Annotated in this window: 22 protein-coding genes, 1 tRNA gene and 1 riboswitch; of the genes, 13 read left to right on the top strand and 10 right to left on the bottom strand. The window is 66.1% G+C overall.

Going from position 1 to position 25,864, the window contains the following annotated elements:
* Window positions 1-40 precede the first annotated feature (40 nt).
* Window positions 41-184: riboswitch (TPP riboswitch) on the bottom strand.
* 146 nt (window positions 185-330) lie between these two features.
* The 3 genes from RCH15_RS12550 to RCH15_RS12540 all read left to right on the top strand — a co-directional run bounded on the left by RCH15_RS12550 (window position 331) and on the right by RCH15_RS12540 (window position 2,960).
* Window positions 331-1,263: an ABC transporter ATP-binding protein gene (locus tag RCH15_RS12550; protein WP_326960998.1), complete on the top strand. Its 933-nt coding sequence runs from the start codon at window positions 331-333 to the stop codon at window positions 1,261-1,263.
* A 5-nt stretch (window positions 1,264-1,268) separates the two neighbouring features.
* Entirely contained in the window at window positions 1,269-2,579 is a 1,311-nt protein-coding gene (locus RCH15_RS12545; RefSeq protein WP_326960997.1) for an ABC transporter permease, read from the top strand.
* A gap of 117 nt (window positions 2,580-2,696) precedes the next feature.
* Entirely contained in the window at window positions 2,697-2,960 is a 264-nt protein-coding gene (locus tag RCH15_RS12540) for a DUF4235 domain-containing protein (RefSeq protein WP_326960996.1), read from the top strand.
* A gap of 57 nt (window positions 2,961-3,017) precedes the next feature.
* On the opposite strand, the gene mnhG is transcribed toward RCH15_RS12540, so the two are convergent.
* From mnhG to RCH15_RS12510, 6 genes are read right to left on the bottom strand one after another with little or no spacing between them, the layout of a single operon-like run.
* The gene (gene mnhG / locus RCH15_RS12535) at window positions 3,018-3,431 is read right to left on the bottom strand and encodes a monovalent cation/H(+) antiporter subunit G (protein WP_326960995.1); all 414 of its coding nucleotides are present in this window, start codon (window positions 3,429-3,431) and stop codon (window positions 3,018-3,020) included.
* The gene (locus RCH15_RS12530; RefSeq protein ID WP_326960994.1) at window positions 3,421-3,699 is read right to left on the bottom strand and encodes a monovalent cation/H+ antiporter complex subunit F; all 279 of its coding nucleotides are present in this window, start codon (window positions 3,697-3,699) and stop codon (window positions 3,421-3,423) included. The genes mnhG and RCH15_RS12530 overlap by 11 nt, the downstream gene beginning before the upstream one ends.
* Window positions 3,696-4,241, bottom strand: coding sequence for a Na+/H+ antiporter subunit E (locus RCH15_RS12525; protein WP_326960993.1), 546 nt, complete (start codon window positions 4,239-4,241; stop codon window positions 3,696-3,698). The genes RCH15_RS12530 and RCH15_RS12525 overlap by 4 nt, the downstream gene beginning before the upstream one ends.
* A complete protein-coding gene (locus RCH15_RS12520) occupies window positions 4,238-5,851 on the bottom strand; it encodes a Na+/H+ antiporter subunit D (RefSeq protein WP_326960992.1) in 1,614 nt (537 codons plus the stop codon). Before RCH15_RS12520 ends, RCH15_RS12525 begins: the two co-directional genes overlap by 4 nt.
* Window positions 5,848-6,426 (bottom strand): Na(+)/H(+) antiporter subunit C, encoded by a 579-nt coding sequence (locus RCH15_RS12515; RefSeq protein WP_326960991.1) that lies wholly within the window; start codon window positions 6,424-6,426, stop codon window positions 5,848-5,850. The genes RCH15_RS12520 and RCH15_RS12515 overlap by 4 nt, the downstream gene beginning before the upstream one ends.
* Window positions 6,423-9,458 carry a Na+/H+ antiporter subunit A gene (locus RCH15_RS12510; RefSeq protein WP_326960990.1) on the bottom strand — a complete coding sequence of 1,012 codons (3,036 nt, stop codon included), beginning with the start codon at window positions 9,456-9,458 and terminating at the stop codon, window positions 6,423-6,425. Before RCH15_RS12510 ends, RCH15_RS12515 begins: the two co-directional genes overlap by 4 nt.
* A gap of 151 nt (window positions 9,459-9,609) precedes the next feature.
* Between RCH15_RS12510 and RCH15_RS12505 the strand changes: the two genes are divergently transcribed.
* The 3 genes from RCH15_RS12505 to RCH15_RS12495 are packed head-to-tail and all read left to right on the top strand — an operon-like array spanning window position 9,610 to window position 12,736.
* On the top strand, window positions 9,610-11,013 hold the full coding sequence (locus RCH15_RS12505; protein WP_326960989.1) for an MFS transporter: 1,404 nt from the start codon (window positions 9,610-9,612) through the stop codon (window positions 11,011-11,013).
* Window positions 11,014-11,052: 39 nt separating this feature from the next.
* Window positions 11,053-11,535 carry a cation:proton antiporter regulatory subunit gene (locus tag RCH15_RS12500; RefSeq protein ID WP_326960988.1) on the top strand — a complete coding sequence of 161 codons (483 nt, stop codon included), beginning with the start codon at window positions 11,053-11,055 and terminating at the stop codon, window positions 11,533-11,535.
* Between the two features lie 4 nt (window positions 11,536-11,539).
* Window positions 11,540-12,736: a cation:proton antiporter gene (locus tag RCH15_RS12495; protein ID WP_326960987.1), complete on the top strand. Its 1,197-nt coding sequence runs from the start codon at window positions 11,540-11,542 to the stop codon at window positions 12,734-12,736.
* A gap of 51 nt (window positions 12,737-12,787) precedes the next feature.
* Here RCH15_RS12495 and dcd read toward each other — a convergent pair whose 3' ends face one another.
* A complete protein-coding gene (gene dcd / locus RCH15_RS12490; RefSeq protein WP_326960986.1) occupies window positions 12,788-13,363 on the bottom strand; it encodes a dCTP deaminase in 576 nt (191 codons plus the stop codon).
* Window positions 13,364-13,574: 211 nt separating this feature from the next.
* On the opposite strand from dcd, the gene RCH15_RS12485 reads away from it, so the two are divergent.
* Both RCH15_RS12485 and RCH15_RS12480 read left to right on the top strand, forming a co-directional pair.
* Window positions 13,575-13,648, top strand: a tRNA-Gly gene (locus RCH15_RS12485).
* Between the two features lie 112 nt (window positions 13,649-13,760).
* Window positions 13,761-14,963, top strand: a complete 1,203-nt coding sequence (locus tag RCH15_RS12480) for a N(5)-(carboxyethyl)ornithine synthase (protein WP_409017421.1) — start codon at window positions 13,761-13,763, stop codon at window positions 14,961-14,963.
* On the opposite strand, the gene RCH15_RS12475 is transcribed toward RCH15_RS12480, so the two are convergent.
* Window positions 14,960-16,318 carry an MFS transporter gene (locus tag RCH15_RS12475; protein ID WP_326960985.1) on the bottom strand — a complete coding sequence of 453 codons (1,359 nt, stop codon included), beginning with the start codon at window positions 16,316-16,318 and terminating at the stop codon, window positions 14,960-14,962. The two genes, RCH15_RS12480 and RCH15_RS12475, sit on opposite strands and share 4 nt — an antisense overlap.
* Before the next feature lie 134 nt (window positions 16,319-16,452).
* On the opposite strand from RCH15_RS12475, the gene RCH15_RS12470 reads away from it, so the two are divergent.
* Window positions 16,453-17,307 carry a LysR substrate-binding domain-containing protein gene (locus RCH15_RS12470; protein WP_326960984.1) on the top strand — a complete coding sequence of 285 codons (855 nt, stop codon included), beginning with the start codon at window positions 16,453-16,455 and terminating at the stop codon, window positions 17,305-17,307.
* A 311-nt stretch (window positions 17,308-17,618) separates the two neighbouring features.
* On the top strand, window positions 17,619-17,852 hold the full coding sequence (locus RCH15_RS12465; protein WP_326960983.1) for a hypothetical protein: 234 nt from the start codon (window positions 17,619-17,621) through the stop codon (window positions 17,850-17,852).
* 107 nt (window positions 17,853-17,959) lie between these two features.
* Here the strand turns inward: RCH15_RS12465 and RCH15_RS12460 are convergent, their stop codons facing one another.
* Both RCH15_RS12460 and RCH15_RS12455 read right to left on the bottom strand, forming a co-directional pair.
* Window positions 17,960-21,472 carry a proline dehydrogenase family protein gene (locus tag RCH15_RS12460; protein WP_326960982.1) on the bottom strand — a complete coding sequence of 1,171 codons (3,513 nt, stop codon included), beginning with the start codon at window positions 21,470-21,472 and terminating at the stop codon, window positions 17,960-17,962.
* 263 nt (window positions 21,473-21,735) lie between these two features.
* On the bottom strand, window positions 21,736-23,199 hold the full coding sequence (locus tag RCH15_RS12455) for an amino acid permease (protein ID WP_326960981.1): 1,464 nt from the start codon (window positions 23,197-23,199) through the stop codon (window positions 21,736-21,738).
* 144 nt (window positions 23,200-23,343) lie between these two features.
* Here RCH15_RS12455 and RCH15_RS12450 point away from each other — a divergent pair, with 144 nt between their 5' ends.
* The 3 genes from RCH15_RS12450 (at window position 23,344) to RCH15_RS12440 (ending at window position 25,831) form a co-directional block, all read left to right on the top strand.
* Complete coding sequence (locus RCH15_RS12450; protein WP_326960980.1) at window positions 23,344-24,255, top strand: LysR substrate-binding domain-containing protein; 912 nt, start codon at window positions 23,344-23,346, stop codon at window positions 24,253-24,255.
* Window positions 24,256-24,358: 103 nt separating this feature from the next.
* Entirely contained in the window at window positions 24,359-24,787 is a 429-nt protein-coding gene (gene panD / locus RCH15_RS12445) for an aspartate 1-decarboxylase (RefSeq protein ID WP_326960979.1), read from the top strand.
* 117 nt (window positions 24,788-24,904) lie between these two features.
* On the top strand, window positions 24,905-25,831 hold the full coding sequence (locus RCH15_RS12440; protein ID WP_326960978.1) for an AEC family transporter: 927 nt from the start codon (window positions 24,905-24,907) through the stop codon (window positions 25,829-25,831).
* Window positions 25,832-25,864 lie beyond the last annotated feature (33 nt).

Here is a 25,864-nt window from a genome sequence, read left to right as displayed (position 1 = left end):
GGAGAGTGACCCGGTCCACGGCTTCCGCCGCCACCGGGAACACTCTGAGAACTCGACTCCCTTGCGCCGGTACTAACCGGATCAGGTTCGAGGGTCTGCGGCTGTCCGCACTCTCAGCGCCCACCTGTGGTGTCCCCGGATTTTTCCGGAAATGCCCGACGGCGGCGCTCCCCTGTCGTATCTAAATTGCCCTTGTGGGCGTGGCCCAGTTTACACCCGCGCGCCGTGGTTCATCCGGCGGCCCGCTCCGGGCGCCGGACCGCCGGCGGCGTCGACCGATCTCTGCCGCTTCATCCCGCCGCCGGCGTCGCCTCCGGTTAGGGTTATGGCATGACGTTGGGGAGCGGGGCGGCCGAGCCGCTGGTACACATTCAGGATTTTCGAATGGACTTCGGGGACACAACCGTCATCCGGGACCTCTCCTTCGATGTCCGGGCCGGGGAAACGTTCGGGTTCCTGGGCAGCAACGGCTCCGGGAAGACCACCACGCTGCGGGCTTTGCTGGGCATCTACCAGCCGACCGCCGGGACCCTGCACATCGGCGGCAAGCCCTTCGCCCCGCAGGACGGGGCGCGGCTCGGGTACCTGCCGGAGGAACGTGGCCTGTACAAGAAAGAGTCCGTGCTGGATGTGATGGTCTATTTCGGCCGGCTCAAAGGCCTGGACAAGACCCACGCGAAGTCCTGGTCCCGGGAGTACCTGGAACGGGTGGGCCTGCCGGACAAGGCGGGCATGCGGCTGGACAAGCTCTCCGGCGGGCAGCAGCAAAAAATCCAGCTCGGCGTGACCATCATGAACGATCCCGAACTGCTCATCCTGGACGAACCCACCAAAGGCTTCGACCCGGTCAACCGGCGCCTCCTGATGGACATTATTGAAGACCAAAAACGCGCCGGTGCCACCGTCATCATGGTCACCCACCAGATGGAAGAGGTCGAACGGCTCTGCGACCGGGTGATCCTGCTGAAAGACGGCACCTCCCGCGCCTACGGCACCGTTGCCGAAGTCCAGGAACAATTCGGTGGAACCGTCTACCGGCTCTCCTACGACGGCGTGCTGCCGGCCTCGGCCCTGTACGACATCGTCACCGCCGCCGGCGGTGACGCGGAGCTCTCCCCCCGCCCCGGCGGAGACCAGGCGACGGTCCTGCGGGAACTCATCAGCCAGGGCGTGGCCGTGCGGTCCTTCACCACCGCCAGGACCTCCCTGGACGAAGTCTTCATCAAGGTCTATGGCGACAACCATGAAATGGCGGAGGTCTGAAAACCGTGGCACACCAAACATCCACCCAGCGTCCGGCCCCGGTCCCGGCGCGGCCGACGCCGGTCCCGCCCAAGCGGCCCTTTGCCCGGCATAACCTTCGCACGGTGGTGGACTTCGAGTTCACCCGCACCATGAAAAAGCGCGCCTTCTGGATCGCCACCCTGTCGATCCCGGTGGTGATGGCTGTCGTGTTCGCGCTCATCTATTTGAGCAACTCCTCCACCGCGGCCAGCGCCGACGCCCAGAAGACCGCCGCCGTGGCCTTCACCTACACCGATAGTTCCGCCCTCGTCAGCGCGGACATCGCCGCGGCCATGGGTGGCAGACCGGCCGAGGACCCCGCCCGCGCCCTGGAGGACGTGAAAGCCGGGGTGACGGACGCGTACTTCGTCTACCCCGCCGAGCCCGCGGCGCAGCCGGTGAAGGTCTACGGAGCCGACAAAGGGATCTTCGAGAACGGCAAGTACGACGCCGTCGCCAAACAGCTGCTCGCCGCGTCGGCCCAGGCCCAGGTGGGCTCCCCGCAGTTGATTGCCGCGGCCAGCGGAAACGTCAAAACCGAAGCCGTCACCTTTAAGGACGGTCAGCCGACGGGCGGCTTCGGCTCAGCGATACCGCCGCTGATGTTCCTGCTGATCTTCTACGTCTCGATCATTCTGCTCTCCAACCAGATGCTCAACTCCACCCTGGAGGAAAAGGAGAACCGCGTCACCGAGATGATCCTGACCACTCTGAACCCCACCACCCTGATCATCGGCAAAGTCATTGCCCTCTTCATGGTCGGAGTCGTGCAGATCCTGGTCTTCCTGACGCCGATCGCCGTTGGGTTCCTTTACTTCCGGGACAAGCTGGCCATCCCCGATCTTGACCTGTCGAGCATCACTTTCGACCCGGGGACCATGATCGTCGGCGCGCTGCTGCTCATCGGAGGCTTCATGGTTTTCACCGGAGTCCTGGTCGCCATCGGTGCCATCATGCCGACCGCCAAAGACGGAGGCACCATCTTCGGGCCCCTGATGGCCCTGATCTTCGTGCCGTTCTATGCGATCAGCCTGATCATCTCCGATCCGCGCGCCCCCATCGTGCAGATCTTCACCTACTTCCCGCTTTCCGCCCCCGTCACGGGCCTGCTCCGGAACAGCTTCGGGACCCTCAGCCCGCTCGAGTCCACGATCATCATCGTCGAGCTGTTCCTGACCGGATTCCTCATCCTCCGCCTCGCCGTCCACCTCTTCCGGTACGGGTCCATCCAGTACTCGAGCAAACTCTCCATCGCCGGAACCTTCCGCAAACGCACCACCCCGGCCGGGAAATAGCCGCCGGAAGGGGCACCCCGGCGGGTTCCCGCACCGCGGACTGCCCTGTCTGGAGCGCGGGGCGGGGAACGCTAGGCTAGGGGAAGCCCTGTTTCCTCCCGCTAGGAGTTGCGAAGAATGAACATTTTTATCAAACTGCTCGGCACCGGCATCAGCCTGCTCGCCGGCTTTGTCGGCACCAAACTCGTTGACACGGTCTGGGAGAAGTCCACGGGCAACAAGCCGCCCAAGGGCCACGACGACGACGTTCCCACCACCCTGCGCTCCGCCCTGACCTTCGCCCTGATCTCCGCGTCTGTCAGCGCCATCATCCAGGTCCTCGCCAACCGCGGCACCCAGCGCGCGGTGACCCGCTTCGCCAAGACCCAGGAACTGGTTTAGGCGCCTGGTCCAGGGCGCATCATCCAGGGCGCCTGATCCAGGGCGCCTCATCCAGCCTTACCGCCCGGCGGCGGGCCCGCCGGCGTCGTCGGTGAAGCCGCGTTTGCCGGCCGCCTGCTGCACCACGGCCTCCAGTTCATCCGTGCTGAGCAGCTCAGGATGCAGGTGCTTTGTCCGGTAGCCGGCCCGGCCCACCATATGGGCCGATACCGGCACCGTGAGCAGCTGGAAGATCCAGGCCACCACCAGCACGGGCCACACCCACCAGGTGCGCATTTGCAGGCCCAGCGCGGACAGCAGCAGGAACAGTCCCAGCACCTGGGGCTTGGTGGCCGCGTGCATCCTGCTCATCAGGTCCGGAAAGCGGAGCAGGCCTACGGCCGCCGCGAGCGACATCAGGGCACCGACCAGCAGAAAGACTGCCGAAACGGCGTCTATGACGGTGTCACCGGAAAAAGGCTCAGGATTCACGCGTTTTCTCCCGCCGGTCGGCCACAAAGCGGGCAACTGTTACGGAGCCGACGAACCCGATGAGGGACACCGCCACCAGCAGCATGAGGTTGTTGAGGTGCCGGTTCACGGCCATGTCAATGCACAGGGCAGCGCCGACGATGGCCAGCAGCACGTCCGCGGCGAGCACCCGGTCCAGCAGCGACGGGCCCCGCGCGATCCGGATGATCGCTCCTCCGGCGGCCAGCGACAGCACCACCGCGGTCACGGCCAGGACGAGTTGCATCATGCGCCCACCTCCTGGTTCAGTGCCGACAGTTCTGCCTTGGTGCCCATGATTCTGATCAGCCCCGCTTCCGTGTCGCGGACGTCCTTGCGCAGCTGGGCGGCGTCGTCCGCGTTGCGCACGTTGATGCCGTGGATATAGAGCGTGGACGTGGACCGGTCCACCTCCACTACGAGCGAGCCGGGGATCAGCGCCGTGACGTGACCGGTGGCGGTGACCAGCAGGTCCGAGTGGCTGCGGAGGGGAACGGCGACGACGGCGCTGATGACTTTGGGTCCTTTGACCGCGGCCAGGTGGAGGACCTGGAAGCTCGCTGCCACCACTTTGAGCAGGAACATCAGGGCGAACGGAACAGCCCGGAGCACATTGAAGCGGCCTCCGAGTTCCACCGGCGGCAGGTAAAACAGCCGGGCCACAAGAACTGCTATCAGCGCACCGAAGAGCAGGTTACCAGGGCTGAAGTCCCGCCAGAGGGCGCCCCAGACCACCACAAGCCAGACGAGCAGGGGAAGTTCCTGCCGCAGGGATATCCGCTTCCGGTTCATCTCCCTCCCTCCCGCTGCTCGGGCTGGGAGATCGCCGGAACCGGCGCATCCCGACCGAGGACTGCATGGATGTACGGGGTCCGGTCCAGCATGTCGAAGGCCGACTGGTCTGCCACCTTGAACAAGGGACCCGCGAAGACTGTCAGTGCCACACCGAAGATCACCAGGCCCAGGGTGGACCCCACCATGGTCCGTGGCAGCAGGGTGACATTGGTTTTTCCTGCCCGGTCCCCGGTAGCGGAATCGGAGGCGGCGGCCAGCAGGACCGGATCGGGGTGTTCGGCGTCCTCGGGCTTGCGCCAGAACGCCCGGTTCCAGACCCTGGCGATGGCCAGCAGGGTCAGCAGGCTGGTGAGAACCCCGCCAATCACCAGGGCGTAGGCCAGCGGGGTTCCCAGCTGCACGCCGGCCTGCAGCAGCCCCAGCTTGCCCAGGAAGCCCGAGAACGGCGGGATCCCGGCCAGGTTCATGGCCGGGAGGAAGAAGAGTACGGCCAGCAGCGGGGACAGCTTGGCGAGCCCGGCGACCCGGTCCACCGAGGAGCTGCCGCCACGGCGTTCAATCAGGCCAGTCACCAGGAAGAGGCTGGTCTGGATGGTGATGTGGTGGGCGACGTAGAAGACCGCCGCACCCAGTCCGGCCACAGAGGACATCGCAAGGCCGAACACCATGTACCCGATATGGCTGACCAGGGTGAAGGACAACAATCGTTTGATATCACTTTGGGCCAGTGCTCCGAGGATTCCCACGATCATGGTCAACAAGGCGGCGACCATCAGCGGCCCGTTGAAAGTGTCGCCGGGAAAGAGCAAGGTTTCCGTGCGGACAATGGCGTAGACACCCACCTTGGTGAGCAGGCCGGCGAACACCGCAGTGACCGGGGCCGGTGCTGTCGGGTAGGAGTCCGGGAGCCAGAAGGACAGCGGGAACACGGCCGCCTTGATGCCGAAGGCGACCAGCAGCATCACGTGCAGCAGGTTCTGCGTGCCCTGGTCCAGGTCCGCGAGCTTAATGGCGAGATCGGCCATGTTGATGGTGCCGGTGGCTCCGTAGATCATCGCAATCGCCATCAGGAACAGCACCGAGGACACCACGGAAACCACGAGGTAGGTCACGCCGGCACGGACCCGCGGTCCCGTTCCGCCGAGGGTCATCAGCACGTAACTGGCTGTCAGGAGGATTTCGAACCCGACGTACAGGTTGAACAGGTCGCCGGAGAGGAAGGCGTTGGACACCCCGGCCACCAGGATCAGGTAGGTGGGGTGGAAGATCGAGACGGGCGCGTCCCGGTCGCCGTCTGCCATGCCCTGCCCGGTGGCGTAGATCAGCACCGCGAGGCTGACGGCGGAGGACACCACCAGCATCAGCGAGGAGAACTGGTCCACCACCATCACGATGCCCCAGGGCGGAAGCCAGCCGCCGAGGGTGACAGCCGCCGTTCCGCCGTCCCAGACGGCGGCCAGCAGCCAGCATTCAAGCAGCAGCGTCATGGACAGGAGTGCGATGCTTACGGTCCGTTGCGCCCGTGAGTGCCGGATCAACAGGAAGGTCAGGGCGGCACCGAGGATGGGAAGAAGGACGGCGAGCGGGGCGAAGCTGGCAATGTTCACTGTCCGCCTCCTTCCTTGTTTGGGGGTATGACGTTCAAGGATCCCGGCTGTTCCTCCGCGGCGGCCGCATGGGCGTCCAGTGTGCGGTCAGCGACCTCAACGATGGCCGACGCCCCGGCGGGAATATCGGAGACCGCCTGGCCGTCCGTACCGATCATGGTCAGCGGGAACTCGGAGGTCTCCACCGGGACCACGGAATCGTCCTCGATGTCGAAGCTGGGGGTCCGCGCCACACGGCGGTCCTCGGCATCGTCCTGGATCTCATCCTCGCGGGCCAGGACCCAGGTCCGGTAAATGATGCCCAGCATGAACGCTGTAACCGCGAAGGAGATGACAATCGAGGTGAGGATCAGGGCCTGCGGCAGGGGATCGTTGTACGCTGCGGCCGGGGTGTCCTTGCTGAACATGGGCGCGAGGCCGGCGTAGCCCCCGGTGGTCAAAATCAGCAGGTTGGTGGCGTTCGTCAGAAGCATCAGGCCCAGCAGCACCCGGGTGAGGCTGCGTTCGAGCAGGAGGTAGATGCCGCACGCGTACAGGGCCCCCATAACCATGAGCAGGGTCAGGTTGACGCTCATGCTTTCCCCTTGACGGTGATCTCGGCCGGAACTCCGGCGGGCTCGTGGTCGCCGGGGTGTTCCCCGGCCTCTTCCTCGAAGTGTTCGTCGATTTCGGCTCCGAGGCTGCGCAGCACATCCAGCACCAGGCCGACGACCACCGTGTACACCCCGATGTCGAAGATTGTGGAGGTGACAAACTTGACGTCACCGAAGACCGGAAGCCAGAACTCGATGATGGCGGTCTGGAACACCTGGCCACCCAGCAGCAGAGGCACCAGGCCGGACACCGCTGCGGTGGCCAGCCCGACGCCCAGCAGGGTGCCGGCGCTGATCGGCGAGGCTTCCCGCAACTCGAAACGCCCGCCCGCGAGGTATCGGACGGTGAGCGCCAGTCCGGCCGTCAGGCCCCCGGCGAAGCCGCCGCCGGGGAAGTTGTGCCCGGCGAGCAACAGGTAGATGGAGAAAACGATGATCGAGTGGAAGACCAGCCGTGTGACGACTTCAAAGATGATCGAGCGGCGCTCCGGCGCCAGGGTCCGTCCGGCCACCAGCCAGGCGTCACGGCCGGAGGCGGCGAAACGGCGGCTCATGGCCAGCGCGGCGTCGTCGCGGGTGTTTCCGCGTCCGGCGCCGGGGTTGCGGCGGCCCACGGAACCCTCGGCAACAGTGGAGGAGGCACGGATTCCTTCGCCGCGGCTCTTGACGAAGATCAGGCTGGCCACACCGGTGGCCGCGAGGGCCAACACCGCGATCTCCCCAAACGTGTCCCACGCGCGGATGTCCACCAGTGTCACGTTGACGATGTTCAGGCCGCCGCCGCCTTCGTACGCCAGCTTCGGGAACTCCAGCGATACCGGCGGGGCCACCCTCGCGCCAAGGGCGTAGATGGCGACGAACACCATGGTGACTCCGAAGGCGGCGCCAATGATCACTCGGACCACCCGGTATTTCCCGCCGGTCCGGTCGCGCAGTTCCGCCGGGAGGCTGCGCATGGCCAGGACGAAGGCCACCAGGATGATGGATTCCACGAGCATCTGGGTCAGGGCGAGGTCCGGAGCGCCCTGCAGGGCGAACATCAGGGCGATGCCGTAGCCGGTGACGGACACCATCAGGACGGCCAGGAACCGCTTGTTTGCGCGCACCGCGGCCAGCGCCCCGATGATGATTCCTGCGCCCACCACGATCTGCAGCGGGGAGTGGGGGTCGATGAAGTAGAGGTCCTCCGGCAGCGGCTTATTGGCCAGTACCAGCGCCGTGAGCGGAAGGACGAACGCCACGGTCAGGATGACGGACAGGTAGAAGTACAGCGAGCCGCGCTGGGTCCGGCCGGTAATCCAGACCGCGGCGTCATCCAGCGCGCCGATGGTCAACTGGTAGCCGCGGTCGCCGTCAATCCAGCCGGGAACCCGGGCCTGAAGGCGGCCGACGGCGTTACGGCCGTAGTACATGGCCAGGCCGAGGGCGAAGGTGATGGCGGTCAGGCCCAGCGCCGGGGTCACGCCGTGCCAGAGGGCCAGGTGGCCGGCGGCGGCGGCCGGGTCTTCGCCGTCGGGCACAAACAGTGCCGCGTACGGCTGGATCCAGCCGTCCACCGGAGCCGGCCACAGCCCGTACACGATCGTCAGCACGCTCAGAAGGGCCGGGGCTGCGAGGAACGCCGGCTTGATCGGTTTGAAGGGTGTCGTCCCGACGCCGGATTTAACGGCGAAGGCGCCCCACATGAACCGGGCGCTGTAAGCGAATGTCAGGATGGAGCCAAGGACCAGGCCGACGAGGACCACCATCCCCCACGGTCCGGCGCCGGAGCCGTGGTGGACGAAAGCTTCGAAGACCGATTCCTTGGCCACAAAGCCGGCCAGGGGCGGAATCCCGGCCATTGAGGCGGCGCCGATGGCGGCCACGATTGCGAGGGCACGGGAGGAACGGAACACACCCGAGAGCTTGCGGATGTCCCGGGTGCCGGCCTGGTGGTCGATGATGCCCACCACCAGGAAGAGGGTGGCTTTGAACAGCCCGTGGGCGAGCAGTAGCCCGAGGCCGGCGAGGGCGGCGTCGGGCTCGCCGAGTCCGACGACCATGGTCAGGAAGCCGAGCTGGCTGACCGTGCCGTAGGCCAGGATCAGCTTAATGTCGGTCTGCCGCAGCGCCCGGTATCCGCCCACGAGCATGGTGGCCAGGCCAAGGCCAAGCACCACCGGCAGCCAGAAGGCCGTTTCCGCAAATCCCGGCGCGAGCCTCGCCACCAGGTAGATTCCGGCCTTCACCATGGCCGCGGCGTGCAGGTAGGCGCTCACCGGGGTGGGCGCCGCCATGGCGCCCGGGAGCCAGAAGTGGAACGGGACGAGCGCGGATTTGGTGATCGCACCCACCAGAATGAGCACGACGGCGGCGGCTACTGCCCCCGCGGCGGGTCCGGTGACGAGGGTGGGCGCCAGCTCGAGAATGGCCGAGATCCGGTAGGTCCCTGCAGTGAAGCCGAGGATAATGAGGCCCACCAGCATGGCCAGTCCGCCGGCGGTGGTGACAATGAGGGCCTGCAGGGCGGACCGGCGCGCCGCGAGCCGGGTCCGGGCGTACCCGATCAGCAGATAGGACAGGACCGTGGTCAGCTCCCAGAAGATGAAGAGCAGGAGCAGGTCATCCGCCGTCACCAGGCCGAACATCACCCCAGCGAAGGCCAGCAGCTGCGCGCCGAACCCTCCGAGGAAGTCGTCCTTGTCCTTAAAGTACCGGGCGCAGTAGACCAGGACCAGCGCGCCGACGCCCAGGACCAGCAGGGACAGGACCCAGGCCAGGGCATCCATGCGGAAGGCGAGCTCGATCTTCAGTTCGGGGATCCAGGGCAGGACTTCGGCAATGCCGGCGCCTGAACCCCCGGCCCGGGAGCCGCCGGAGCCGGCTGCATAGACGGCGCTGTGCTGCAGGACCAGCCAAACGAACGAGCCGGCGGGCACCGCCGCGAGAACGTAAAATGCGTTTCGACCGAACCGATGGAAGAGGACTGGCGCCACAACAGCCACCGCAAAGTGCACGGCAAGGACTGTGATCACTGGTATCTCCGCAACGTCAGGGGTTCAATTGTCAATAAGTTGGAGCAGGCGGCGCATTCGTTAGGTTCAGTGCGAACAGTTTACCAAGCGTCGACAAATTCTTTTCCCCGGTGCGGCCGGTTCCCAGTGAACGGGGGCTAACATTTCCGCTATGAACTCCGCTGCCGCCCCTGAGGCCATGCGTCCCGCGTCGGAACTGGAATCCGGCCCCCAGGCCTCACAGAAAGGCCGCATTCTTGCGTGGGCCGCCTGGGACTGGGGCTCGGCCGCGTTCAACGCCGTCATGACCACATTTGTGTTCACGGTCTACCTGACCTCCAAAGCCTTCGGCGGCGAGGACCAGGCGTCTGCCGTTCTGGGCGGGGCGCTGGCCATCGCCGGCGCCGCCATCGCGCTGCTGGCACCTGTCACAGGGCAGCGTTCGGACACCGGGGGGCGCCGGAAGCTCTGGCTGGGAGTGAACACTGCCGCCGTCGCCCTCCTGACCGCCCTGTGCTTTTTCGTCTTCCCGCGCCCGGAGTTCCTGTTGCTCGGCGTCACGCTGATCGCGCTGGGCAACGTCTTCTTCGAATTTGCCGGGGTGAACTACAACGCCATGCTCGCCCAGATCTCCACTCCGCAGAATATCGGCAAGGTCAGCGGGTTCGGCTGGGGCATGGGATACCTCGGCGGCATCGTGGCGCTGCTGATCGTGCTTCAACTCTTTGTCCAGCCGAGCTTCGAGTGGTTTGGCGGCTCCACGGAGGACAGCCTGAACATCCGTCTGGTCGCGGTGTTTTCGGCGCTCTGGTTCTTCGTGTTCGCGCTGCCCGTGCTCTTCTCCGTCCCGGAACTTCCCCGCACACGGCAGGGGGCCGGCCTGGGGTTCTTCGCGTCCTATGGCCTGCTGGCGCGGCGGATCGCGGCGATTTACCGGACCAGCCCGCACACCATCTACTTCCTGCTCGCCAGTGCCGTGTTCCGCGACGGGCTGGCTGCGGTGTTCACGTTCGGCGGCATCATCGCCGCCGGCACGTTTGGTTTCGAGCTCAAGGAGGTCATCTTCTTCGCCATCTTTGGAAATGTGGTGGCCGCGGCGGGCGCCATTGCCGGCGGCTTCCTCGATGACCGGGTCGGGCCCAAAGGGGTCATTGCCGGGTCGCTGGTGGGCCTGCTGGCCGCGGGCACGATGATCCTGGTCCTCGGCAACGGGAACTATTCCCTCTTCGGCATGCACTGGGCCGGCACCACGACATTCTGGGTATTCGGCCTGTTCCTGTGCCTGTTTGTGGGGCCGGCGCAATCATCCTCGCGGGCCTACCTGGCCCGGCTCGCCCCGCACGGGGAGTCCGGCGAACTGTTCGGCCTCTACGCCACCACGGGCCGTGCCGTCAGCTTCCTCGCCCCGGCACTTTTCACGCTGTGCATCGCGGTGGCCGCCCCGCTCGTGGAACCGGGCGGCGCCCAGCGTTGGGGCATCCTCGGCATCATGGTGGTGCTCCTGGCGGGGCTGCTGTTGCTGCTCCCGGTCAAAGCACCGGGGAAGGCCGGCATCGCCGTCGTACCTGCAGCCTGACGCTGCCCGGATTCCCCGGCAGCGCACTAGGCTGGAGGAATGAACGTGGATGAGACAGACCTCCCGGGACTGGGCCGGCGCAAGGACTTCATGACCGCCTCCGGGCGCCGGATCGGCGTCGTGGAGTACCGCGAGGGTCAAACCGAATTGATCGTTTCGACCTGGGACGATCCGGACACCTGCCAGGCGTCCATTCCGCTGACGGCCGACGAAGCCGCCGCCCTGGGAAACCTGCTCGGCGGCCAGCGGCTGGCCATGCAACTCTCCGAGGCCCACCGCGAAGTTCCCGGCATCGTCACCCGCCAGTTCTCCATCGCCGCAGGCTCCCCGTTCTCCGACCAGCCGATGGGCAAAGCGGCCATCAGGACCCGCAGCGGCGCCTCCATCGTCGCCATCATGCGCGAAGGGGAGGTGCTCCCGTCGCCGGGACCGGACGTCGTCCTGCACCCCGGGGATCTCCTCGTAGCAGTGGGTACGCAAGAAGGCCTGGACACGGCGGCCGGCATCCTGCGCAACGGCTGACGGCATGGATCCGCTCGCACTGACCCTGATCGAACTCGGGGCCGTCGTGTTCTGCCTCGGTCTGCTGGCCAGGCTGGCCGGGCGGATCGGCATGTCCCCCATTCCGCTGTACCTCATCGGCGGATTGTTCTTCGGTGCGGGCGGCCTGGTCAAACTCGAAGGCATGCACGAGTTTGCGCATCTTTCCAGCGAAATCGGCGTCATTCTCCTCCTCCTGATGCTGGGATTGGAATACACGGCGGCCGAGCTGGTGACGGGGTTGCGGCGCTCCTGGCAGGCCGGCGTCCTGGACCTCGTGCTGAACTTCCTGCCCGGGGCCCTGCTCGCGGCCCTGCTGGGCTGGGGCGTTGTCGGGGCGATGGTGATGGGCGGTGTCACGTACATCTCCTCGTCCGGAATCGCGGCCAAGGTGATCACCGACCTGGGGCGGATCGGTAACCGCGAAACCCCGGTGGTGCTCTCGATCCTCGTGTTTGAGGATCTGGCCATGGCTATTTACCTGCCGATCCTGACGGCCACCCTGGCCGGCGTCAGTTTCGTCGCCGGGCTGCAGACCGTGGGGATTTCGCTCGCCGTCGTCACCGTCGTGTTGCTCGTGGCATTGCGGCACGGGCACCATGTGTCCAAGGCCGTGCACAGCGAAAACTCCGAGGTGTTCCTGCTCAATCTGCTCGGCGCCGCCCTGCTCGTAGCCGGGCTGGCGGCGGCCATGCAGGTTTCAGCGGCCGTGGGCGCCTTCATGCTCGGTATCGCCATCTCCGGTGCCACTGCGCACAGCGCAACCCGCATGCTGGAGCCGTTGCGGGACCTCTTCGCGGCCATCTTCTTTGTGGTCTTTGGCCTTAACACCGACCCCACCACCATCCCGCCGGTGCTCGGCTGGGCGCTGCTACTGGCCGTCGTCACAGCGGCCACGAAGATGGTCACGGGGATCTGGGCGGCCAAGCGCGCCGGGATCGGCCTGCCGGGGCGGTTCCGCGCCGGCGCCGCGCTGATAGCGCGCGGAGAATTCTCGATCGTCATTGCCGGCCTCGCCGTCGCCTCCGGCGTGGTGCCCAAGGAGCTCGCGGCCCTGGCCACCGCCTACGTGCTGATCATGGCCGTGACCGGTCCGCTCGCCGCCAGGTTCGTGGAACCGGTCGTGGCGATGCTTCGCCGGCCGGCGAAACCGCCCCGGGTACGGACGGCAGACGGAATCTAGCCCGGCGTCCCCGCAGGCGCCGGGGCGGCCGTCCTCCCGGGCGAAAACGGTCTAGATCTCCGTGCGGTGGAAGTTCAAGTGGCTGCGGCTCGCGGTCGGGCCGCGCTGGCCCTGGTAGCGGTTACCGTACTCGCCCGAGCCGTACGGGTGCTCGGCGGCCGAGGTGAGCCGGAAGAAGCACAACTGGCCGATCTTCATCCCCGGCCACAGCTTGATCGGCAGTGTTGCCATGTTGGACAACTCCAGTGTCACATGGCCGGAGAAGCCAGGATCGATGAATCCCGCCGTTGAGTGCGTGAGCAAGCCCAGCCGGCCCAGCGAGGACTTGCCCTCCAGCCGGGCCGCGATGTCGTCCGGGAGTGTCACGGTTTCGTAGGTCGAACCCAGCACGAACTCTCCCGGGTGGAGGATGAACGGCTCGCCGGAATCGACCTCCACCAGCCGGGTCAGCTCGGGTTGTTCCTCGGACGGGTCGATGTGGGCGTACTTGTGGTTATCGAAGAGCCGGAAGAATTTGTCGATCCGCACGTCAACCGATGAGGGCTGCACCATGGCAGGGTCGAAAGGTTCCAGAACGATCCGTTGGGAATTGATTTCGAGACGAATGTCGCGGTCAGAGATCAGCACAGTCTCAAATTACCGTACTCACCGTCCCCCGGCAGGCTCAGGACCAGTGTTACAGCCCTGCCGGCCTTCACAGCAGCGCCCTGGGCGCTGAGTGAAGAGCCACAGGGCAGCCAGGCCGTCCGGAGCGTTGTTCGGCAGAACGTCCACGGCTGGGGTAAGGTAAATCTCGTTGTTCGCCGGGGTCCGGCCAGCGGTTCCAGGCCACCCCCTTGCGGCTGTAGCTCAATGGTAGAGCGCTAGCTTCCCAAGCTTGATACGCGGGTTCGATTCCCGTCAGCCGCTCCAATCCCCCGCAGAAACCTGCGCAAAGCCCGTTTCCGGGACACCTGCCGGCTGTTAGGCCGCAACCTGTATCGTTCAAAGTCAGGAACTTTCCGGTTCCGGTACAGGAGCGATCATGGCTGACACATCCCCCCGTCAAACGGAGTCCCAGGAAAAAGTGAACGGCCCCTCGAGCCTTCTCACCCTTGGGGTCCTGGGCACCACGCGGAAGCCCAACGAGCGGCGCCTTCCGATCCACCCCCGCCACCTGGACCGGATCGCCCCGGCACTCCGCCAGCAGCTGATCGTTGAGGAGGGCTATGGCGAACGCTTCGGCGTTTCGGACGCCCATCTTGCGCCGCTGGTGGGACGCATCCTCCCCCGAGCCCAACTGCTGGCGGAGGCCGACGTCGTCCTGCTGCCCAAGCCGCAACCCGAAGACCTCGCCGAATTGCGGGACGGGCAGATCCTCTGGGGCTGGCCGCATTGCGTCCAGGACCATGCCATCACACAGCTGGCGATCGACAAGAAGCTCACCCTGATCGCGTTTGAGGCGATGAACCACTGGGCGAGCGACGGCGGCTTCGGCCTGCACGTGTTCCACAAGAACAACGAACTCGCCGGTTACTGTTCGGTGCTGCACGCCCTGTCGCTGACAGGTTCCACCGGGGACTACGGCCGCCGCCTCAGCGCCGTCGTCATCGGCTTCGGTGCTACGGCCCGTGGTGCCGTGACGGCCTTGAACGCCCATGGCGTCCACGACGTCCAGGTGCTGACCAACCGCGGGGTGGCCGCGGTGGGCTCCCCGATCCATTCCGTCCGGATCGCCCAGCTGGACCACGACAACGAGGCGCCCTTCCTCAGCGAGGTCATCACCGGGCGCGGCCGGGTGCCGCTTGCGCCGTTCCTGGCCGAGAGCGACATCGTGGTCAACTGCACCTTGCAGGACCCGAACGCGCCGCTGACCTATCTGCGCACGGAGGACCTTGGCGCGTTCAGTCCCGGCAGCCTGATCGTGGACGTGTCCTGCGACGAGGGAATGGGCTTTAGCTGGGCGAAGACCACCACTTTCACCGACCCCATGTTCACAGTCGGCGACCACATCAACTACTACGCGGTGGACCACAGCCCGTCCTATCTGTGGAACTCCGCCAGCTGGGAAATCAGCGAGGCCCTGCTGCCGTTCCTGGAGACCGTGGTTGCCGGACCCGAGGCCTGGGCCGGCAACGAGACCATCCGCCGCGCCATCGAAATCCGCGACGGCGTCGTCCTCAATCCGGACGTGCTGCAATTCCAGCAGCGCGGGATGGAGCACCCGCACACGCCGTTGGCAGGCTAGCGGCCGGCTTCCCGGCGGACAATCTTCACGATTCGTCGGCGGTCCTTGAGATCCACTTTCAGTTTCAGCTGGCCACGGCGGGCCAGCACGACGGCGACGGTCGCAGCGGCCAGCGCCGGGACCCCGCCGGACACCAGGATGGCCGTGGACGGATTCACGTGCTCGGCCAGCCAGCCGATCATCGGCCCGCCAATTGCCTGCCCGCCGATGAGCACCATGATGTAGAGACTCATAACGCGGCCGCGGATGGCCAGGTTGGAACTGATCTGGACCAGCTGGTTGGCCGCGGTCAGAAACATCAGGCACCAGAATCCTGCCAGCACCAGCGCCGCCCCGAACCACGCCATGGAGGGCGCCGCCCCGGCCAGGCAGAGCATAAGCCCGTACATTCCTGCTCCCAGCACCACCGAACGCAACCGCAGATGCCGCCGGCGGGCGGACGTGACGGCGCCGGCCAGGGCGCCGAGGGCCACCAGCGCGTTGAGCAGCCCATAGCCCGCGGCGCCGACGTCGTACACGTGATCCGCGAAAGCGGCCAGCAGCACCGGCAGGCTCATCGCGAACACCGCGATAAAGCCGGCCATCAGCCACGGCCAGTAAATCGTGGGTTTGCTCAGCGCGTAATCCAGGCCTTCCCGCAGCATGCCCTTGCGCTTGGAGGCGGGGGCACTGACGTGCAACTGGTCCTTGCGCAGCGTCAGCAGCATCGCGACCGTGGAGCAGCAGGCCACCGCGTTGGCGGCGAATGCCCAGCCTGCCCCCACCGCGGTGAGCAGCAGCCCGGCGAGCGCCGGACCAATCAGGCCGCCGAGCTGGAACGTCGTGGAATTGACGCTGATGGCGTTCCGGAGGTACGCCGGGCCTACGAGTTCGTTGACGAAGACCTGCCGCGCCGGCTGGTCCAGCACGGTGACCAGGCCCAGGGCCAGGGCAATCGCGTAGACGTGCCAGACCTCGATCCTTTGGCTTAGCGCCAGCAGCGCGAGGATGGCCGCCAGCACGGCGGCCGCGGACTGGCAGAGTATCAGGATCTTCCGCTTTGCGAAGCGGTCCGCCATCATGCCCGCCCACGGGCCCAGGAACAGCGACGGCAGGAACTGCAGCGCGACAGTGAATCCGACGGCGGTGACGGAACCGGAGAGCTCGAGCACCAGCCAGTCCTGGGCGATCCGCTGCATCCAGAGGGCGATCACAGCGATGAAGTGGCCGATCGCAAAGATGCGGAAGTTGCGGACTTTCAGTGAGATGAAGGTATGCCGCCACGGCAGCCGCTGGGTGACGACGGCGAGGGGCTCGGTGCTGGTGTCCGGCAGTGCGGCTGCGATGTTGGCCTCTAACGGCGGTGGGGGTGCCACGGAAAGTCCTCAAACGAGCGGGTGGGTGCGATGGGTTAACGCTAAGCTGGCCGCAACAGATTGTGGAAGCTTATTCTCTGCATAACTCGCATTACGGAACGCAATACGGGGGCGCCGTCGCCCGAGGAGGCCGCATGTTCGAACCCGCCCAGTTGCGGTCCTTCCTCGCCGTGGCCGAAACATTGAGTTTCACCAAGGCGGCAGACCGGTTGGGGCTGGCGCAGCCGACGGTCAGCCAGCATGTGCGCAAGCTCGAAACGGCGGCAAGACGGGTCCTTGTGGCCCGGGACACCCGCGATGTGCGTCTGACGGACAACGGTGACGCCATGGCCGGTTTCGCCCGCACTATTCTCGCCGCCCATGACGCCGCCTCGCGCTACTTCTCCGGATCCGCCATGCGCGGCCGGCTGCGTTTTGGCACCGCAGATGATCTCGCGATCACCGGGCTGCCGAGAATCCTGCGTGAATTCCGGCAGGTCTACCCCGAAATCAACCTGGAGCTGACCGTGGGGCAAAGCGAGCAGCTCTACAAACGTCTCAACGCAGGCCAGCTGGACCTTATCTTCGTCAAGTGGGTCGCCGGAGCCAAGGGCGGCACGGTGGTACAACAGGACTCGTTCGCCTGGGTGGGCCTGGAGCAGACCTCGCTCGACCCGGCCGAGCCGGTGCCTCTGATTGCCTATCCCGCGCCGAGCCTGAGCCGGAAGCTTGCCATCGACGCGCTGGAGTCGACGGGCCGGACCTGGCGGATCACCTGCACCACGCGGCAGATCTCCGGAGTGCTGGCCGCCGTCCGGGCTGGAATCGGGGTGGCGGTCATGCCGTCCTCCCTGGTGCCGGATGATCTGAAAACCATCACCCGGCGATTCGACCTTCCCCCGGTGGGCGACGTCGATTTCACGCTGATCCGCAACCCGCTGGCCAACGCCGAAGTGATCGAGGCCCTGACCCAGACCATCGCCGGCAGGACCCTGAAACGCGCTACTTAAGCGGCCCTACGCACCTGCAGTGTACCTACGCGGATAACGTACTTACGCGCCCCATTGATCCACTGGGATTACTGGCATATCATAGGCGTGTTGAAGGTCAAGCAGAGGCCTGGAACAACGATTCGAAAAACGAACGCTGTCCCTACGTCTGCCGCAGGGCGGTCCCGGGGGGCGTTCGGGATAGGCCGACAATGACGCCAGCCACTAACCGCCCACACCTCCCCGTCGGAGCCCGCGACTTAAGGTCCGTCGGCCCGCTCTCCCAGGCAGTTCACCGCGGCGCCGCCGCCCGCCATCCCGGCCGCGGACGCATGGATCCACATCTGACCACGCTCGTTGAGGCCGAATATGTCGGCAGTCCGTACTGCGAGCGCTGCGGAACCGACGAGTATGTCTACCTTGAAACCTTTGTGCCGGCCACGCACCACCGGGATGGATCCGTCAACAAGCTGGGCGAAGTCACGTACTTCTGCTCCGGGTGCGACGACTTCTCTGCCCACGCCGTGCCGGCTACCTGGGTTCCCCCCGGCTGGTACTTCGGCTGAGCCGCCGGGCGCAGCGCCCACCAACGCACAACGAGCCGGACGGCCACTATTGGAGGGTGGCCGTCCGGTTCGTTGTGTCTGCGTTGTTTCTGCCGGCGAGCGGACCCCTAGATCAGCCCGTCCGAGATGTGGTTCGGCGTTCCGAAGCGGTGCGCCGTGATGCTGATTGCCTGCTCGTGCAGGAACGTGAGCAGCTCGAGCCGGCCCGCTTCGGTGACCGGGTGGAAGTAAATTGCCAGGTCCGGGCGTCCGCCGGTCGCCTCGGCCAGTTCCCTGGCACTGCCGCCGATAAGCCGGACCCGCGGGACAGTGAGGCTGCCCGCAGCGGCCAGCCAATCGCCGTCGTGCTGGACGGTCACGTCGACGCCGAGGCCGGACAGGACAGTGCGCAGTTGGGCGGGAAGTTCGACGGCGGTGGAGACGGTCAGCACGGACCCAGCGAGGATGCCGGCAGCGACGGTCCGGACCAGGTGGGCGAGCGGTTCACCGTCCGAGAGCCGCACCGAGACCGGCAGCGGGCGGTAGCGGAAGATGTTCCGTTCGGCGCTGAGGCCGGAGACGTCTTTGGCGGTGCCGAATTCGTCGGCCCAGGCGAGGGCGTCGGAGGCCAGCGCACGTTGCAGTGACTCAAGTTCGCCGGCGGCCAGGACGCCGCGCGCTGCCTGCACGAGCCGGCCAATGCCGGGGTGCGCGGACTCAGCCGGGCTGCTCCCGGCCGCGGCGGCGGGCTTGCCCACCCAGTCACCGAGCCCCACGAGGTAGTTGGGGCCGCCGGCTTTGGTGCCGGCGCCGACGGCGGATTTCTTCCAGCCGCCAAAGGGCTGGCGCCGCACGATGGCGCCGGTGATGCCGCGGTTGACGTAGAGGTTGCCGGCCTCGACGGTGTCGAGCCAGAGCCCCACTTCGTCCGGATTCAGCGAATGCAGGCCGGAGGTGAGGCCGTATTCGATCTGGTTCTGGATGGCGATGGCATCTTCCAGGGTCTCGGCTGTCATGACGCCGAGGACGGGGCCGAAGAATTCCGTGAGGTGGAAGTAGGAGCTGCGGCGGACGCCGTAGCGGACGCCCGGGCTCCAGAGCTTGCCCGTTGCGTCCAGTTTCCGGGGCTCGACGGCCCAGTGTTCGCTTTCGCCCAGGGTGGTGAGGGCGTTCAAAAGCTTGCCGCTGGCGGGTTCGATGATCGGCCCCATCTGGCTGGCCGGGTCCTCCGGGTAGCCGACCTTGAGGGAGGTAACGGCGTCGATCAGCTGGTTGTGGAAGCGCCGCGATGTGGCCACGGACCCCACGAGGATCACCAGGGAGGCGGCGGAGCACTTCTGCCCGGCGTGGCCGAAGGCGGAGTACGCTACGTCCTTTGCCGCGAGGTCCAGGTCAGCGCTGGGGGTCACGATAATGGCGTTTTTGCCGCTGGTCTCAGCCAGCAGCGGCAGGTCCTTGCGGAAGGAACGGAACAGCTCGGCCGTCTCGTAGCCACCGGTGAGGATGACCCGGTCCACGGCGGGGTGGGAAATCAGCTGACGACCAAGCTCACGCTCGCCCAGCTGCACCATCGTCAGGACGTCACGCGGAACACCGGCTTCCCAGAGCGCCTCGATCATGACGGCACCGCTGCGGCGGGCCTGCTTGGCGGGCTTGATCACTACGGCGGAGCCGGCGGCGAGGGCGGCGAGGGTGGAGCCGGCCGGGATCGCGACCGGGAAGTTCCACGGCGGGGTGACGACGGTGAGCTTGGCCGGAACGAACGTGGCGCCGTCGACGTCGACGAGCTTACGGGCCGATTCGGCGTAGTAGTGCGCGAAGTCGACAGCCTCGCTGACTTCCGGGTCGCCCTGGTCGATGGTTTTGCCGGTTTCGCTGGCCATGACTTCCAGGAGGTCGGCGCGGCGTGCCTCGAGGACCTCGCCGGCGCGGTGCAGGATCTCGGCCCGCTCGTTCCCGCTGAGGGCGCCCCAGGCCCTGCCCCGTTCCACGGCGGTCTCAATTACGGCGTTGAGGGTCTGTTCATCGTGGATGGTGGCGGCGTCCACGGCGGCGTTGCCCAGGGTGGAGAACGGCACCCGTTGCAGGATCGCACGGCCCCAGTCGCGGTTGGCCGGCAGCGAGGGATCGGTATCTGCGGTGTTTTCGAAGGACGCGTGGGGCATCGGCTCGGCCGGGAGGCTGCGGTTCTGCCGGCGGTTGGGCGGCGGCACCCCGTCGTCGAGCTGGGCGAGGGAGGCGAGGAAACGCTGCTTCTCGCGCTCGAACAGCGTTTCGTTCTCGCTGAGTTCGAAGACGGCAGACATGAAGTTGTCCTGGCTGGCGCCTTCCTCCAGCCGGCGGATGAGGTAGGCAATGGCGACGTCGAACTCGGCCGGGTGGACCACCGGGGTGTACAGCAGGAGCGAGCCGACGTCCTTTTTAACGGCTTCAGCCTGGCCCTGGGCCATGCCGAGCAGCATCTCAAACTCGATGCCGGACTGCACGCCGCGCTGCTTGGCCAACAGCCAGGCGAAGGCGATGTCGAAGAGGTTGTGGCCCGCGACGCCGATCCGGATGTTGCGGATCCGGTCGGGGTGCAGCGCGTAGTTGATGACGCGCTTGTAGTTGGTGTCGGACTCCTGCTTGGAGCCCCAGGTGGCGAGCGGCCAGTCGTGCAGTGAGGCTTCGACCTGTTCCATCGGCAAATTGGCGCCCTTAACGACGCGTACCTTGATCGCGGCGCCGCCGCCGGCGCGTCGGGCAGCGGCCCAGTCCTGCAGGCGGATCATGGCGGCAAGGGAGTCCGGGAGGTAGGCCTGGAGCACAATCCCCGCTTCGAGGTCCTTGAACTCCGGCCGGTCCAGGATTCTGGTGAAGACCGCAATGGTCATGTCCAGGTCCTTGTATTCCTCCATGTCCAGGTTGATGAACTTGGCGTTTTGTCCGCCGGCTGCAAAGGAGGCCGCCCGGGTAAAGAGCGGGGTGAGTTTCTCCACGACGTGTTCGACGGCCTCGTCAAAGGCCCAGGCCGAATGCGGGGCCACGGTGGAGGAGACCTTGATGGAGACATAGTCGACGTCGGGCCGGGCCAGGAGTTTGTGGGTGCCTGCAAGTCGGCGCGAGGCCTCATGCTCGCCAAGGACCGCTTCACCGAGGAGGTTGACGTTGAGCTTGATCCCGTCTTTGCGGATCTTGGCAATGGCGGGGCCCAGTTTGGCGTCGGTAGCGTCGACGATGAGGTGGCCGACCATTTCGCGCAGCACGCGGCGGGCGATCGGGATGACCACCTGGGGCAGGGCCGGAGCCATGGTGCCGCCGAGACGGACGGCGCCGCGCATGTACCAGGGCAGGAAGGCCGGGACCTTGGGGGCCAGGGCGGCGAGGTTGCGGGCGGCGACCTGAAGGTCCTCGGGGCGGACAACTCCGTCGACGAACCCGACGGTGAAGTCCAGGCCGTTGGGGTCCTTCAGGACACCGGCGAGCTGCTCGGCGGAGGCGTCGACCGGCACCTTGGCCGCCTCGGTGAGCCAGTGGCGCACCAGCCCGATGGTCTCCTCGGCGAGGGCTGCTGCCGCGGGAACCGGCGAGCCTTCCGGGACGGGTGCGTGCGAGGCCGCGCTGCCTGTGGTCACTCCGGACTCCGTTGAAACGTGGGTCATGGCTGGTACTCGTTCTTTCTCAAAATGTGGACCGTTCTGACTTCAGTATGCGACCGGATTTTCATAAGATAAAGCGATGTTTTCTGAGCAATACTGATCGGAAAATCAGAACCTTCTGCCGCCCCACCGACCCTCCCGCAGATCATGCCGGAGATGCGGCGAAACCCTTCCCCAAGCCAGGAAAGGGTTTCGCCGATGCCATGCCAGATGTGCGGGAGCGTCCGGGAAACCACCGCAGCAGCTACGGGAGCATCCCTTGGGGGTTAGCCGACGTGCCGGTGCATCTCCACGGCCTCTTCATGCCGCGGGCTGTCCGGGTTCATCAGCGAGTGCTTGCGGCCGTAGCCGAAGTAGATGACCAGGCCGATCACGAGCCAGACGCCGAAGCGCAGCCAGGTCTCCCAGTGCAGCTGAAGCATGAGGAACCCGGAGGCCAGGACGCCGAAGGCCGGAACGAGCGGCATGAGCGGCAGGCGGAAGGTGCGCGGCGCGTCGGGCTTCTTGTAGCGGAAGACGATCACCGAGAAACAGACGACGACGAACGCGGCCAGGATGCCGATATTGGTCAGGTCGGCGACGGCCTTGATGGGAAATACGCCCGCGAGCAGTGCGGACGCGATCCCGGCGATCCAGGTGACGCGCTGCGGCGTCCCGTGGCGGTCCGTCTTGGCGAACCATCCGGGGAGCAGCCCGTCGCGGCTCATCGAGAACCACACACGGGTGACACCGAGCAGGAAGGTGAGCATCACGGTCAGGATGGACAGCACGGCAAAGACCGAGATGATCGTGGCAATGACCGGCAGGCCCACGCCGTTGAATGCGGACGCGAAACCGGCCTTGGGGTCGATGTCCTTGTAGTTCTGCATGCCGGTGAGCACCAGGGTTGCGGCAACGTAGAGGAGCATCGCGATGATGAGGGACATGATGATGGCTTTCGGCATGTGCTTCTTGCCGTCCGTCGCCTCTTCCGCGGCGGTGCTCATGGCGTCGTAGCCGAAGACGGCGAAGAAGACCGTTGCCGCGCCGGCCACCACCGGGCCGAACCCGCTGGGCATGAACGGGTTGTAGTTGCCTGTGTCGATGTAGAAGATGCCGAGGCCGATGATGAACAGGATCAGAACCACCTTGATCCCGACGGCCACGAGTTCGAAGCGGCCAAAGGTCTTGGTGCCGCGGGACAGGATCCAGGTCACCAGCAGGCAGACCACGATCGCGGGAACGTTGATGATGCCGCCCGTGCCCTCATCCGGCGTCGCTGTCATCCAGGCAGGCATGTGAACGCCGATCCCGGCCAGGAACGCGTCGAAGTAGCCGGAAATACCGATGGCCACAACGGCGACAATGGCGATGTATTCCAGCAGCAGGTCCCAGCCGATGAACCAGCCGATGATTTCTCCGAGCGCCACGTAGCCGTAGGTGTAGGCGGAGCCTGCCCGCGGGATCATGCCGGCGAATTCGGCGTAGGACAACGCGGCAGCCGCAGAGGCGAGGCCCGCAATCAGGAAGGAGAACAGCACCGCCGGGCCCACGCCGGGTTCAGACTCGCTGCCGTGGGCCACGAGCCCCGCGAGGGAGAAGATACCGACGCCGATGATGCCACCGACGCCGATGGCCGTCAGCTGCCACAGCCCGAGGCTCTTCCGGAGCCCGCTGTGCAGGTTTTCCTCTTCGATGTCGTCAATGGGCTTGCGCCTCAAGAGTGACTTGGACATGTCTTTTGTGTTCATTTCAGGGTCTCCCGCTTAGGTGTGGCACCCATCAATCCACCCTGTGATGGGGGTTACTCAACGACACAAGTATGCAAGCCGGATTCCGTTAGATAAAGTGAATTCTCCTAATCAATAACCATTAGCATTCACAAAGGAATAGCGATGCTGGACGTCCGGCGATTGCGGTTGTTGCGCGAGCTGAAGATCCGGGGCACCCTGGCCGAGGTTGCGGAGGCGCTCCAGTACAGTCCGTCGTCGGTCTCCCAGCAACTGGCCCTCTTGGAAAAGGAGGCCGGTGTCGAGCTGTTGCGCAAGACCGGACGCCGCGTCCAGCTCACTCCGCAGGCTGAGGTCCTGGTGGCCCATACGGCCCAGCTGCTGGAAACCCTGGAACAGGCCGAGGCGGATCTGGCGGCCTCACTGACCACCGTGACGGGCACTGTCCGCATTGCCGTCTTCCAGTCCGCGGCGCTTGCCCTGATGCCGGATGCCCTCACCCGGATGTCCTCGCGCTACCCCGAGGTCCGGATTGAAATGATCCAGCGGGAACCCGAAACGGCACTGCACGAGACCTGGGCCCGGGACTTCGATCTGGTGATTGCCGAGCAGTACCCCGGGCATGCGGCACCCCGGTACGCCGAACTGGACCGGGTCCGGCTCACCAGCGACGCCATCCGCCTGGCCGTTCCGCCGCCCGCCGCCGCGCGCCCGGCGGTCTCATCCCTAGCCGACACCGCCGCGCTGGCGTGGGTCATGGAACCCCGGGGCGCAGCGTCACGGCACTGGGCGGAACAAGCCTGCCGGAGCGCCGGATTCGAACCGGACGTTCGGTATGAGACCGCCGATCTGCAGGCCCAGATCCGGCTGATCGAATCCGGGAACGCGGTGGCGCTCATGCCGGATCTCGTCTGGACGGGGAGGGGAACGACGTCGCAGTTGATCACCCTGCCGGGGGATCCGCATCGGACCATTTTCACCTCCGTGCGACGCTCCAGTGCCAAGCGTCCGGCCATCCTCGCCGCCCGGGAGGTGTTGAGCGAGACGGCCGCGTCCATCCCGCCCGCCGGCCCCTGACCGACCGGCACCGGCGCACGGACTCCGCCGCCCCAGAAGCCTCGCGGCCGCTGTCGGCCGGCTCACAGCACAGTCCCGTGCCCGGCGCTAGACTGATTCCGTTATGAATCGCACAATGTTCAAGTCCAAAATCCACCGCGCCACGGTTACGCACGCGGACCTCCACTACGTCGGTTCGGTCACCGTGGACCTGGACCTGCTCGAAGCGGCCGACATCCTCCCCGGCGAACTCGTGTCCATCGTTGACGTCACCAACGGTGCCCGGCTGGAGACGTACACGATCGCCGGTGAGCGCGGTTCGGGTGTCATCGGCATCAACGGCGCGGCCGCGCATCTGATGCATGAGAATGACATCATCATCCTCATTACCTATGCCCAGATGACCACAAACGAGGCCAAGGCTTACATTCCCAGAGTGGTCCATGTGGATGAGGACAACAAAATCGTCCAGATCGGCAACGATCCTGCGGAGGGCCATACGCCCGGAGTCCTGCGGCCCCCGTACGCGCTGAACAACGCCGCCCTCAACTGAAGTCCGGGTCTTCGCAGGCCTCTTTCCGCCGTAATACGCGCCCGGTGTAAATAAAGCTGATTACTCTGGGAGGGTGATTGCCGCCCTTTCCACGCCTGAAGTCCTCCGGACCGCCGCGTGTTAGGTGTTCTCGCCGGATTCTCTGTGGTCTGGTGCATCATCCTGGTGGGCATGTTCGTCGGCCGGCGCGGCATCCTGGGCGAGAACGCCCGCTCCGTGCTCAGCGCGCTGACCTTCTTTGTTGCCAGTCCCGCGCTATTGTTCGAAACGCTCAGCAAAGCCAAGCTCAACGACGTCTTCGCCGCGCCGTTGCTGGTCACCGCAGCCGGGGCCATCGTCACGGCGTCGCTCTTCTTCGTCATTGTCCGCTTCCTGCTCGGACGGCCGCTGCCGGAGTCCCTGGTGTCCTCCATGGGCGCTTCGCTGGCCAACTCCGCCAACCTGGGCATCCCCATCGCGGTGTTCGTCCTCGGCGACGCCGGCTACGTGGCTCCGCTGCTGATCTTCCAGTTGGCGTTCTTCACCCCGCTGTTTCTGATGGCCCTCGATGCCACCACGAGCACCCACCGGACCACTCCCCTGGGGTTCGGACTGATGATCCTGCGGAACCCCATGATCGTGGGCTCCGGCCTCGGTCTTCTCGTGGCGGGTACGGGCTGGCAGGTCCCGGAGCTTGTGATGCAGCCGATCCACCTGATCGGCGGCGCCGCGATTCCCGCCATGCTGATCGCCTTCGGCATGAGCCTCAACGGCTCCCGGCCGCTGCAGGCCACCGCCGGCCGCCGGCTCGACACGCTGCTTGCCAGTGGTTTCAAGCTAATCGTCCACCCGGCGCTTGCCTTCCTCTTCGCCCGGTTCGGCCTGGGGATGGCGGACCAGGCCCTCTTTGCCGTGGTGGTCACCTCGGCACTGCCCACGGCACAAAATGTCTTTGTCGTCGCCAGCCGCTACCAGACCGGCCTGACCGTCGCCAAGGACACCGTGCTGATCACCACCATCGTCGCCGTTCCGGCCATGATCTGCGTGGCCCTGCTTCTCACCTGAGAACTGCCACCGCCGGTTCTCGTCGGCGCCGGC

It is taken from the genome of Arthrobacter sp. MP_M4, assembly GCF_035984855.1.
Taxonomy (GTDB): Bacteria; Actinomycetota; Actinomycetes; order Actinomycetales; family Micrococcaceae; genus Arthrobacter.
The sequence above is the reverse complement of the archived record's forward strand: the minus strand, read 5'-3'. Positions and strand labels throughout refer to the sequence as shown.